We start from the raw sequence: 11387 nt of genomic DNA on the forward strand, positions 1-11387 counted from the left end.
AGGACGCCCGGATGCTGCAGCGGTAGAATCCGCCCTGCACAAACCAATAACAACCGCAGGGTGGAGACCCGCGCCCGATGTCATTTGTCGATCTGCTGTTCCAGCCCCGCCTGCTGCTGGCCCTGCTGGCCTTCGTCCTGGTCAGCAGCCTGTTCGCGCTGGCCGAACTGCGGCTGGAGCCGCATTACCACCAGTACCCGGCCAGCGCCTGGATCGCCGACCATATCTTCATCCCGCTGGCCGAGGTACTGGCGCTGCTGGCATTCCTGCTCCTTGCCTACCCCGTGCCCTACGGGCTGACCACGGCACCGGGAATGCTGGAACTGCTCAGTGCGGACGGCCGCATCACCGATCTGATCAACCTGCTGTTCCTGCTCAGCCTGCTGTTGCCGCTGCTGCCGGGACTCGGGCGGCTGCCGGGCGTGGTACTGCTGGTCCAGGCCCTGGCGGCCACGGCGCTGCTGTTTCACTGGCTGGGCCAGCGGCTGCAGCTGGAAGTGAGTCTGGCGCCGGGCTGGCTGGCGCTGGGATTGATCCTGATCTGGGCCTGGGTCGGGCAGCGGCTGGTGCGGCGGCTGGCGCCGATGCAGGGGGAGGCTCTCACCCCGGGCAGGATACTGCACTGGCATCTTACCGGCGCGGTGCAGCTGCCGGCGATCCTGATCTACGGCCAGTCGCTGGGGCGGCAGCTGGGATAAGACCCGCGGCATTTTGAAAATGATTACGACTACAGGGATCTCTGATTAACACCTTTTCCGTCATTCCCGCGAAGTACTGTAGGTCGGGTTAGCGAAGCGTAACCCGACAGGCCGGCGGATCGTGTCGTGTCGGGTTACGCCCTGACGGGCTAACCCGACCTACAGTACTGGATCCCGGCCTTCGCCGGGATGACGGATTTACAAAATAATGGCCCTCGTCCCTGAGGGTAAGGGGAACACGGATTGGCTTACTGGCGCAGCAGCACCGAGGCCGGCTGAGCGCGGCCGGCGTGGGGCGACAGACGTTCGATGCTCAGCCCTTCGGGATGGCTGCGCACGCGCAGGCACAGGTCCACATCGGCGGCCACCTTCTCGTCCGCCAGGGTGCTGAACAGGAAGGCCTGGCACTGGCCGCGCTGGGCGGCGGCGCGCAGGCGCTGCATCAGGTCGGTCTCCTGGGCCAGCGGCCAGGCGAACACCGAGACGAAATTGCCCAGCGCCAGGGCACGCTCCAGTACCTCCAGGCCGTTCTGGTGACTGCGCGGACGGATCAGCAGCAGGTGGTCGGCCGCCACCCCGGCGCGTTCCAGCGCCGGCAGGTAGGGCGCGAAGGGCGGCGACAGCCAGGCCTGCCAGCGCGAAGCCTGGCTGAGCTGCGCCATGTGCGGCAGCAGCAGCGGCAGCATGGCCGCACCGGCATCCTCCACCCGCAGTTCGATCAGCCCGACCCGCGGCCAGCCACCCGCGGGCAGACAGGCATCCAGGGCCGGGATGCCGGTGGTGACGACGCGCCCGGCATCGCCTGCGGGTGCAGGGTTCAATTGATGCAGTGTGGATTCCATGGTGCGCTCCTCAATCCCGGCGGATGACACCCACGCCCAGGCCCTCGATGGCGAGTTCCTGTTCACGCAGGTTGACTTCAATGGGTTTGAACTCAGGGTTCTCCGGCTGCAGGGTGACCCGGTTGCCGCGCTTGTGGAAGCGCTTGACCGTCACCTCGCCCTCCAGCCGCGCCACCACGATCTGCTGGTTGCGCACCTGGTCGGTGCGGTGCACCGCCAGCAAGTCGCCGTCCAGGATGCCGGCATCGCGCATGCTGTCCCCGACCACGCGCAGCAGGTAGTCGGCGCGCGGATGGAAGAAGTCGGGGTCAAGGCGCACATGCTCCTCGACATGCTCCGCGGCCAGAAGCGGCGAACCGGCGGCCACCTCGCCGACCAGCGGCAGGCCGTCCTCGACCAGGCGGATGCCGCGCGAGTAGCCGGACATCAACTCGATCACGCCCTTGCGTGCCAGCGCCTTGAGGTGCTCCTCGGCGGCATTGGCGGAGCGGAAGCCGAAGGCCTCGGCGATCTCGGCCCGGGTGGGCGGGGCGCCGTACTCGGCGACGCAGTCGCGGATGTAGTCGAGGATTTCGCTCTGGCGCGGGGTGAGTGTGCTCATCGGACACCTACTGAGTATTTGTACAGTTATCTGGGATTATATACAGGTATCCGGCCAGTGCAAGTCCCGCTGTGACCGGGTCCCGTTTCACCGGCCCGGTGCCGACGGTATAGTAGACAGCGGTTCCGGGGCCGGTCGCCCCCAAGATCAACGGAGTCAAGCTTATGATTTCACGCTGGTTTACTCGTCTCCTGCTGGCCATCCTGGTACTGCCGGCGCCGGCTCTGGCCGCGGATCAGCCGAGTCCGGAAGCACGCGGCCTGGCGATCGCGCAGGAGATGGATCGCCGCGACAGCGGCTGGGGCGACTACACCGCCGCCATGCGCATGGTGCTGCGCAACCGCCAGGGCGAGGAGAGCATCCGCGAGCTGCGCACCCGGTTTCTGGAAGTCGAGGACGACGGCGACAAGAGTCTGATCATCTTCGATCAGCCGCGCGACGTGCAGGGCACCGCCCTGCTCAGCCATACCCATGCATTGAAGCCCGACGACCAGTGGCTGTATCTGCCTGCGCTCAAGCGGGTGAAGCGCATTGCATCCAACAACAAGTCCGGCCCCTTCATGGGCAGCGAATTCGCCTACGAGGATCTCACCTCGCAGGAAGTGGAGAAGTACAGCTACCGATTCCTGCGCGAAGAGGACTACAACGGCCGGCCGACCTTCGTGATCGAGCGCTATCCGGAATATGAACACTCCGGCTATACTCGCCAAGTGGTCTGGATCGATCAGCAGATCCATCAGCCGCTGCAGACGGTCTACCACGACCGCAAGGACGCCAGGCTGAAAACCCTGACCCTGCACGGCTACCAGCAGTATGCGGACCAGTACTGGCGCCCGGCCGAGATGTACATGGAGAACCACCAGACCGGCAAGACCACCCGCCTGATCTGGAGCGACTATCAATTCGGCACCGGACTGACCGATAGAGACTTTGACCGGAACAGCCTGAAGCGCGCCCGCTGAACAACCACAACAGCCAAGAGCAAGGGACATGCATAACCGACCCCGCACCCGCACCCTGCCCGGCCTGATCCTGGCCGCCTGCCTGGCCGGCATCGCCCTGCCCGCGGCCGCCGCCGACTACGGGGTGCAGGTCGGCGCCTTCACCGATGCTGACAACGCCCAGCGGCTGCGCCTGCGCCTGCTGAACCAAGGCTATGCCCCGGTGCAGGTGTTGCCTCTGATTTCCGGCAACCACGACTACAACGCCGTGGTGGTCGGCCGCCTGCCCAACCAGGCCGAGGCCGCTGCCCTGCTCAACCGCCTGCGCGGCAGCTTCCAGAGCGGCTTCATCCGCCCGCTGCCCGAACCAACCGAACCGGAAACCGCCGCCCCGGCCCCGTCCACGCCCGCCCCCGATCAACCCGCTGCACCCGACGCGCCGACCGTCATCGCCCCGGCCCCGTCCCGGCCCGCCGCGCCCGCACCGGAGGCGACGACCGAGTCCGACGTCTACCAGGACTGGAGTGGCTACGTCGCGCTGGAGACCCGCGTCTTCCCCCGCGACGGTCGCTATCCCGACCAGCACGACGGCCCCAATTTCTCGCTCGCCTTCGAACCCGAGTACTACCGCGAATGGGACAACGGCGACCAGAGCTTTACCTTCCGCCCCTTCCTGCGCCTGGATCAGCAGGACGACGAGCGCACCCATTTCGATATCCGTGAACTGGCCTGGATCCGCGCCGCCGAGGACTGGGAACTGCGCGTCGGCGTGCGCCGGGTGTTCTGGGGCGTGACCGAGACAGTGCACCTGGTCGACATCATCAACCAGACCGATCTGGTGGAGAACACCGACACCGAGGACCGGCTCGGCCAGCCCATGATCAACCTGGCCCTGATCCGCGACTGGGGTACCCTGGACCTGTTCGTGCTGCCGGGCTTCCGCCCGCGCACCTTCCCCGGCCCTGACGGCCGCCTGCGCACCCAGCCCTACGTGGACACCGAACAGGTGGAATACGAATCCGGCGCCCGCCACCTGCACACCGACGCCGCCGTGCGCTGGTCGCGCTACTTCGGCCCCTTCGATATCGGCGTGGCGCACTTCTGGGGCACCGGCCGCGACCCCGTCCTGCAGGCCGGCACCGACGGCGCCGGCAATCCGGTGCTGACCCCCTACTACCCCATCATCAACCAGACCAGCCTGGACCTGCAGGCCACCCTGGGCGGCTGGCTGTGGAAACTGGAATGGCTCACCCGCGGCGGCCAGGACGAACGCTTCGAGGCCGCCGCCGGCGGTTTCGAGTACACCCTCTACGGCATCCTCGACAGCCGCGCCGACCTCGGCCTGCTGGCCGAATACCTGTACGACTCCCGCGATGATACCGCCCCCACCCTGTTCCAGGACGACCTGATGCTGGGCCTGCGCTGGACGCCCAACGACGTGCACTCAACGGAACTGCTGTTCGGGGTGGTGTTCGACGAGAACGGCGACCAGCGCTTCTACAACCTGGAAGCCAGCCGCCGCTTCGGCAGCCAGTGGAAGCTCAGCCTGGAGGCGCGGGCGACCTCGAATCTTGAGGCGAGCGATACGCTGGGGAGTATCCGGGATGATGATTATCTGCAGATGGAGTTTGCTTATTACTACTGAAAGGTAAGAAGCAAACCAATTGGGCGAATATGGTGCCGGCAGAGAGACTCGAACTCCCAACCTACTGATTACAAATCAGTTGCACTACCAGTTGTGCTATGCCGGCAGGATGTTGATTGGACGGGGCTATTCTAGGTGATGGGGGTGTCGGGTGGCAATCTCAGGCTGCTGGCTCAGTCGGTTGGAGGTTGCCACGTCACTTCCCCCATAGAACCCCTATGGGGTTCATCATGGGTACCTTACCCTGCGGGTCAAGGCATCCTCGCAATGACGGGGTATTTTTTCGGGATTGAGTCTGCTTACTGGCAGGGCTTGGTTTGGGGGCTGGCGTCAGGGTACTGGCCGAGCCAGTCGTTCCACTGGGCCTCGCTTGGCAGGTCGGGTTCGGGGGCCTCGAGGTCGAGCCAGTACCGGCTGGTGGTGCGGAAGCGCTGTTCGACCTGGGGCTGGTAACCGTACTGCTCGATCTCCGCGCGGCGGCGCTCGGCGGTGGCGCGGTCGGAGAACACGCCCAGCGAGATGAAGTTCTGGCGGCCGATGAAGTAGTCCTCGATGCCCTGGCGGGACAGGTCCTCGACGACGGCGCGGGCCTCATCGAGAGGACGGGCGGCGAGGTAGACCCAGTAGCCGGCGGGCTGCTGGACGGCTTCGCTGCGCTGCTGCGGCTCCAGGCCGATGGCGGTCAGGCGCTCGCGCACGGCATCGGCGGCGGCCTCGTCGGCGAAGGGGCCGACGCTGAGGCAGGCGATGACCGGTTCCGGTTCGGGTTCGGGTTCCGGTTCGGGCTCGGGTGCGGGCTGTGGCGCTGAGTCGGTTGCCGGTTCCGGCGCGAGGGATGAAATCTCGAAATCCGGCTCGGGTTCGGACGGGGACGCAATCACAGGCGCGGGTTCCGGGGTGGACTGCGCTTCCGGCTCACCAGCCGGTCCGGCTTGTGGTGACGGAGCGGGTTCGGATTCAGGCATGGGGTCGGGCGGCGCCTGCACCAGATCGGGCAGCGGTTCGGGGGGTGGCGGCTCGACGGATGCGGACGCGGCCTCGTCGGCGGCTGCCTGCACGATCGGTTCAGGAGCGGGCGGCGCTTCCCTGGCGGCCAGCGCCCGAGCGTCCTGCTCTTCGAGTAGCACAAGAGACTCGGTCCCGGGCGGCAACGGCGGCGCGGGCGGGGTCTGCTGCACTGGATCCGTGGGCGGGTACCACCAGGCGAACAGCAGCAGGTTCGCGAGGATCAGGATGTAGATACTCCATTTCACGCCCGCTTCTTTTCCTTCGTCCTCGCGGGCGGCTGGGCCGCGCCGCTCTGGCGCGCCACCACGGCCATGCCGGTGAACAGCAGATCGGGGCAGTGCTCGGCCTTCACCATGAGCAGGGGCAGCAGCTGTTCGGCGTCGCCGCCGGTGACCAGGCACTGCACCGGTTCCTTCCACTCCAGGCTGAGATCGCCCACCACGCGCTCGATCAGGGCGACCAGGCTGTAGAGACTGCCGGCGATGACGGCGTTGCCGGTGTCGGTGGCGAGCAGGCCGGTGCTGGCCTCGGGGTTGAGGCTGATGTCGCCGATGCCGCTGGCCTTCTCCTTCAGGCTGTCCTGCATCAGGACCAGGCCGGGGACGATCAGGCCGCCCGCGTGGGTGCCGTCGCCGCGCATGGCGTCCAGGGTGACGGCGGTGCCGCAGTCGACAATGCACACCGGACCGTTCCAGGCGTCATGGGCACCAATCAGGGCCAGCCAGCGGTCCACACCCAGGCGCTCGGGCTGGACATAGGCGTTGGTCACCCCGAAGCCCTTGGCGCGGGTGGTGAGGAAGGTCGGTTCGCACTTCCATTTGCGCTTGAGCCAGTTGGTCAGGGTCGTGTCGAACTTGTCGCCGGCCACACTGGTGACGAACACGGCCTCGGGGGGTTCGAGTTCGTCCCAGGCCGTTGCGAAATCCCGGGTGGAGGCGGCGCTGCGAGGGACGGCACCGCCGGGCTGAAGCTTTTTCCCCTGCAGGCAGGCCCACTTGAGTCGCGAGTTGCCCGCGTCGATCAGTAATATCATTCTGTACTCAACCGTAAACTGATTTCGCCGGAACTGAACCGGCGCTGGCGGCCCTCGATCTCCACGATCAGGGCCCCGGATGCGTCGATGCCGCGGGCGTGACCGGCCACTGCCTCGTGGGGCAGGTGCACGGTCACGCGCCGGTTGTGCGCCAGGTCGTGGCGCTGCCAGGCCGGCTGGAAGCCGGCCAGGCCTGTCTGTTCGTATTGTCGCACGGCCGCGATCAGCTGATTGATCACGCCGGCGGCGAGCCGGTTGCGCGACACCCCATCGGGGAGGTGGCTGCGCAGGTCGGTCCAGTCCTGTTCGATCTCAGCGCCCACCGAGTCGGGCATGGCGACATTGATACCGACGCCGATCACCGCCGCGGTCGGGCCGCCGGAGGCCCCGCTCATGTCGATCAGGATGCCGCCGAGTTTGCGGCCCTCGACCAGGACATCGTTGGGCCACTTGAGGCCGGCGCCCTGCAGCCCGGTCTGCTCCAGGGCGGCGACCAGGGCAGTGCCGATGGCCAGGCTCAGCCCCTGCAGGGTGTCCGGCCCGCAGGGGAAGCGCCATAGTAGCGACAAATAGAGGTTATGCCCAAACGGCGAGATCCAGTCGCGGCCGCGGCGGCCGCGGCCACGGCGCTGGTACTCGGCCAGACAGACATGGCCGTGGGCGGCGGGGTCGTCCAGCCGGGCGCGCAGCACCTCGTTGGTGGAGTCCGTGCGGGGCAGGATCTCCAGGGTGGTGAGATCACCGGCGGCCTCGGGGTCCAGGCCGGCGCTGATGCCCTCGCGGGAAAGCAGTTCCAGCGGCCGGCTCAGCCGGTAGCCGCGCCCGCGCACGGACTGGACCTCAAGGCCCAGTTCACCGAGCCGGCGCATCTGTTTCCAGATGGCGGTACGGCTCACACCCAGGGTCTCGGCCAGGCCCTGCCCGGAATGGAAGCGGCCGTCGGCCAGCAGCCCCACCAGTTCAAGCACGGCGGCGTCTCGTCGGTTGCGGGCGGAGGAGACCTTGCGGCGGGGCGGTACGGACAGGGTGGGCGTCAATCATTTTCCAGGCGTGAACCGGCTGTGTTCGCCACGATTTTAACACAGCATCCTGCGCGCAGTCGGTCTGTCCGCAGTTTGTGGCACCGCGGCCCTGGTGGGCTGGATCCGGGCATTCCCCGGGATGATGGAGAGCAACTCAAGCCGATATTCGTCAGTGATTCAACGCCAACTCCAGTTCGGCGAAACTGCTGGCTTGGTGGGTCGGCTGGATCTCCCAGCCGAGTTGGCGGCTGATGGTGGTCGCCGAGAAGATACCCCGGATCGCTTCCCGTCCTTCCGGCAGGGTATCCGTAACCAGGGCATGATGGCGGCCGGTCATGCGCAGGGTGCTCACTACATGACCCACATTGGCCTGCAGGACATCCTGGATCGGTATGACGTCCAGCAACTCCACCGGGGTCATCACATCCCGCACCCGGATCTCCGCATATTTGAGGCTGAGTTCGTGCTCCAGCCGCAGCGGCTTCTCGCCCTGGATGTCGTGGGAGGTGATCAGGCCCAGGATCTGCCAGTCCGGATTGATCACCAGCAGCAGTCTCACCCCCGCATCGATCATCCGCCCCAGCGCCCAATCGATCGAGACCTGGGGCTCGATGGTCAGGGCCGGGACCACCCGCAGATCGGTCATGCAGAAGATGGCGGGGCTTTCCAGGCTGACCTCTGCCGGGAGCGCCTGGCTCGGGGTGAAGAAGGAGACGGGACCGCTCAGCCGTTTGAGTTCGAGGGACGGGTAACGTGCCTGCATGGCAGCCTCCTGATGCGATGGCCAGTACTGAATCTATAGCCCATCTACCCGGGCAGCACCATTCACCGGACCCGATTCCTGATCGAATCTCTTTATCAGCAGCCATAAAAAAAGCGGCGGCCCGAAGGCCGCCGCTATTGCGTGTTGTTGACCTGTAGTGCTCAGGCCTTGCGACGCTTGCTGGTGGCACCGATGCCAGCCAGGGCGATGCCCATCAGGGCCAGGGTCATCGGCTCCGGCACGCCGGTGATTTCGCGGCGCAGCTTCAGACGCAGGGCGCTTTCGAAGTCGGCAAAGCTGTCAGCCAGGACTTCGAAGGAGTTCGTACCCATTTCGAAGTTGCAGCTGGCGAAGGGACCGACACCGATGCAGTTGATGGTGTCCACGCCGGCGCCGATCGCGTTGGTGGCTGCGGTCACCTGATTGATGCCGGTGTTGCCGGAACCGTCAGTGGAAACGTCGATGACCTGGCGGGTGGCGCCGGTGTCATAGGCCAGCAGTGCGGCAGCGGCATCTTCGATCGCCGGACCCAGCGCGGTGGCGCCCGACTGGAACTGGGTGATGCCGTTGATGGCGGTAATCAGGCTGCCGATGTTGCCGGCGGTGATGTCGGTCATGGCAAAATGCTCGACGACCGTCTGGCCGAAGCTCCAGACGCCGATGGCGACCGTACCGTCCTGCGGCAGAATGGTGCTGTCGTTCAGGGCCGAGGCATAGGCGCCGATCTGCAGGGCGAAGTCAGCCCCGCTGATGCTGCCGGAGCGGTCGATGGCCAGGGCCAGCTCGACATCGGCGGACATGGCGTTGCTGGCGCCGAACAGCAGCGGCAACGACGCGGCGACTCCCATGATGGTCTTGCGGAGATTGAATTTCATAGTTGCTACTCCAGGTTGTTTTTCGAGATTGAAGTTCATGCCAAAGCGCACTGAGGTGCCTTTGCTTACCTTAAAAGCACAAGCCATGCCAAATATATTTAACAAATAATTTCATATGGTTGCGCACCATATACAGCCTTGATCAGATCAGGCTGTAAAAATTCCTAACGCCTTTTACTGCAGATCCATACCGCCGGTTGGCGCATTCACAGCCACTAGCCGGCGAAGGGGCGCTGACCACATCATTATCAATAAGTTACCTTTCCGACAGGATGGCGAAGTGACTGTCAATTTCACTGACACAGCATGCGATTCATTGCAACCCACTGATTGAATTACTCAATCAGCATATGGAGCAGGAGGGGCGGGAAACGGACAGTACGCGCGTAATGGCCGGCCGGGAATTCGGCAAGCCGGAATAGAAAAACCCCGTGCCTGGGTTACAGACACGGGGTTCGGGATTAAAGCCTGGCGGTTGCCTCGACCCATCGGAGATGGGTGAGGTACATGCAATGAAACGCGAAGCGGTTCTGCATGCATACTTTCACATGGGGGTGAACCGGGACCGTTCGTCCTGTGGACGGACGCAGCCCGGTGAACGCGGAGCCGCGCAGCGGCGTAGCTGATGAACCGCTTAGCGGTCTCCCCATGTCCATAATAAAAAACCCCATGCCTGAGTACAGACATGGGGTTCGGGATTAAAGCCTGGCGGTGACCTACTTTCACATGGGGAGACCCCACACTATCATCGGCGCTGAAGGGTTTCACTTCCGAGTTCGGGATGGGATCGGGTGGTTCCCCTTCGCTATGGCCGCCAGGCAAACTGGTCCGGCTGCAAGCTCCTGCTCACAACCGCAATTCGGAAAACTGAAATGCTTTGGGTAAGTTGCGTTCGAGTTGAGACCAACCCACACACTCAAACCGCTTGAGTGTTATATGGTCAAGCCTCACGGGCAATTAGTACTGGTTAGCTTCATACATTGCTGCACTTCCACACCCAGCCTATCAACGTCCTCGTCTCGAACGGCCCTTCAGGGGACTCAAGGTCCCAGTGAGATCTCATCTCGGGAGGGGCTTCCCGCTTAGATGCTTTCAGCGGTTATCCCTTCCGCACATAGCTACCCGGCAGTGCCACTGGCGTGACAACCGGAACACCAGAGGTGCGTCCACTCCGGTCCTCTCGTACTAGGAGCAGCTTCCCACAAATCTCAAACGCCCACGGCAGATAGGGACCGAACTGTCTCACGACGTTCTAAACCCAGCTCGCGTACCACTTTAAATGGCGAACAGCCATACCCTTGGGACCGGCTACAGCCCCAGGATGTGATGAGCCGACATCGAGGTGCCAAACTCCTCCGTCGATATGGACTCTTGGGAGGAATCAGCCTGTTATCCCCGGAGTACCTTTTATCCGATGAGCGATGGCCCTTCCATACAGAACCACCGGATCACTAAGACCGACTTTCGTCCCTGCTCGACTTGTATGTCTCGCAGTCAAGCACCCTTGTGCCTTTACACTCAATGCGCGATGTCCGACCGCGCTGAGGGTACCTTCGTGCTCCTCCGTTACTCTTTGGGAGGAGACCGCCCCAGTCAAACTACCCACCATACACTGTCCCCGACCCGGATAACGGGCCCAGGTTAGAACCTCAAATATACCAGGCTGGTATTTCAAGGGCGGCTCCACCAGGACTGGCGTCCTGGTTTCAAAGCCTCCCAGCTATCCTACACAAGCATATTCAAAGTTCAGTGCAAAGCTGTAGTAAAGGTTCACGGGGTCTTTCCGTCTAGCCGCGGGTACGCTGCATCTTCACAGCGAGTTCAATTTCACTGAGTCTCGGGTAGAGACAGTGTGGCCATCGTTACGCCATTCGTGCAGGTCGGAACTTACCCGACAAGGAATTTCGCTACCTTAGGACCGTTATAGTTACGGCCGCCGTTTACCGGGGCTTCGATCAA

10 protein-coding genes, 1 tRNA gene and 2 rRNA genes (1 of these 13 only partly in view) are annotated in these 11387 nt (G+C 64.2%); 3 read left to right on the forward strand and 10 right to left on the reverse strand.

Translation table 11 applies throughout. From position 1 onward, the window contains the following. Positions 1 to 77 precede the first annotated feature (77 nt). The gene (locus CFK21_RS13360) at positions 78 to 698 is read left to right on the forward strand and encodes a hypothetical protein (protein ID WP_096367124.1); all 621 of its coding nucleotides are present in this window, start codon (positions 78 to 80) and stop codon (positions 696 to 698) included. A gap of 248 nt (positions 699 to 946) precedes the next feature. Here CFK21_RS13360 and CFK21_RS13365 read toward each other — a convergent pair whose 3' ends face one another. Together CFK21_RS13365 and lexA are read right to left on the reverse strand one after the other, a co-directional pair. Next, positions 947 to 1540 carry a cell division inhibitor SulA gene (locus CFK21_RS13365; protein ID WP_157745686.1) on the reverse strand — a complete coding sequence of 198 codons (594 nt, stop codon included), beginning with the start codon at positions 1538 to 1540 and terminating at the stop codon, positions 947 to 949. A 10-nt stretch (positions 1541 to 1550) separates the two neighbouring features. Beyond that, on the reverse strand, positions 1551 to 2141 hold the full coding sequence (lexA, locus tag CFK21_RS13370; RefSeq protein WP_096367126.1) for a transcriptional repressor LexA: 591 nt from the start codon (positions 2139 to 2141) through the stop codon (positions 1551 to 1553). Between the two features lie 164 nt (positions 2142 to 2305). Here lexA and CFK21_RS13375 point away from each other — a divergent pair, with 164 nt between their 5' ends. Together CFK21_RS13375 and CFK21_RS13380 are read left to right on the forward strand one after the other, a co-directional pair. Continuing rightward, the gene (locus CFK21_RS13375; RefSeq protein WP_096367127.1) at positions 2306 to 3103 is read left to right on the forward strand and encodes an outer membrane lipoprotein-sorting protein; all 798 of its coding nucleotides are present in this window, start codon (positions 2306 to 2308) and stop codon (positions 3101 to 3103) included. Between the two features lie 28 nt (positions 3104 to 3131). Next, positions 3132 to 4727, forward strand: a complete 1596-nt coding sequence (locus tag CFK21_RS13380) for an SPOR domain-containing protein (RefSeq protein ID WP_096367128.1) — start codon at positions 3132 to 3134, stop codon at positions 4725 to 4727. Between the two features lie 30 nt (positions 4728 to 4757). On the opposite strand, the gene CFK21_RS13385 is transcribed toward CFK21_RS13380, so the two are convergent. The 8 genes from CFK21_RS13385 to CFK21_RS13420 all read right to left on the reverse strand — a co-directional run. Then, positions 4758 to 4833: transfer RNA gene (locus CFK21_RS13385), tRNA-Thr, on the reverse strand. 193 nt (positions 4834 to 5026) lie between these two features. Further along, on the reverse strand, positions 5027 to 5980 hold the full coding sequence (locus CFK21_RS15330; protein ID WP_157745688.1) for an SPOR domain-containing protein: 954 nt from the start codon (positions 5978 to 5980) through the stop codon (positions 5027 to 5029). Then, on the reverse strand, positions 5977 to 6768 hold the full coding sequence (locus CFK21_RS13395; protein WP_096367130.1) for a type III pantothenate kinase: 792 nt from the start codon (positions 6766 to 6768) through the stop codon (positions 5977 to 5979). The genes CFK21_RS15330 and CFK21_RS13395 overlap by 4 nt, the downstream gene beginning before the upstream one ends. Next, complete coding sequence (gene birA / locus CFK21_RS13400) at positions 6765 to 7805, reverse strand: bifunctional biotin--[acetyl-CoA-carboxylase] ligase/biotin operon repressor BirA (protein ID WP_197702957.1); 1041 nt, start codon at positions 7803 to 7805, stop codon at positions 6765 to 6767. Before birA ends, CFK21_RS13395 begins: the two co-directional genes overlap by 4 nt. A 154-nt stretch (positions 7806 to 7959) precedes the next feature. Then, on the reverse strand, positions 7960 to 8553 hold the full coding sequence (locus tag CFK21_RS13405) for a CBS domain-containing protein (RefSeq protein ID WP_096367131.1): 594 nt from the start codon (positions 8551 to 8553) through the stop codon (positions 7960 to 7962). 161 nt (positions 8554 to 8714) lie between these two features. Then, positions 8715 to 9428 carry a DUF1194 domain-containing protein gene (locus CFK21_RS13410; RefSeq protein ID WP_157745690.1) on the reverse strand — a complete coding sequence of 238 codons (714 nt, stop codon included), beginning with the start codon at positions 9426 to 9428 and terminating at the stop codon, positions 8715 to 8717. Positions 9429 to 10131: 703 nt separating this feature from the next. Continuing rightward, positions 10132 to 10247: ribosomal RNA gene (gene rrf, locus CFK21_RS13415) — 5S ribosomal RNA — on the reverse strand. A gap of 117 nt (positions 10248 to 10364) precedes the next feature. Then, positions 10365 to 11387, reverse strand: a 23S ribosomal RNA gene (locus CFK21_RS13420) (it continues 1866 nt past the right edge of the window).

Source organism: Thiohalobacter thiocyanaticus (genome assembly GCF_002356355.1).
GTDB classification, from domain to species: domain Bacteria; phylum Pseudomonadota; class Gammaproteobacteria; order Thiohalobacterales; family Thiohalobacteraceae; genus Thiohalobacter; species Thiohalobacter thiocyanaticus_A.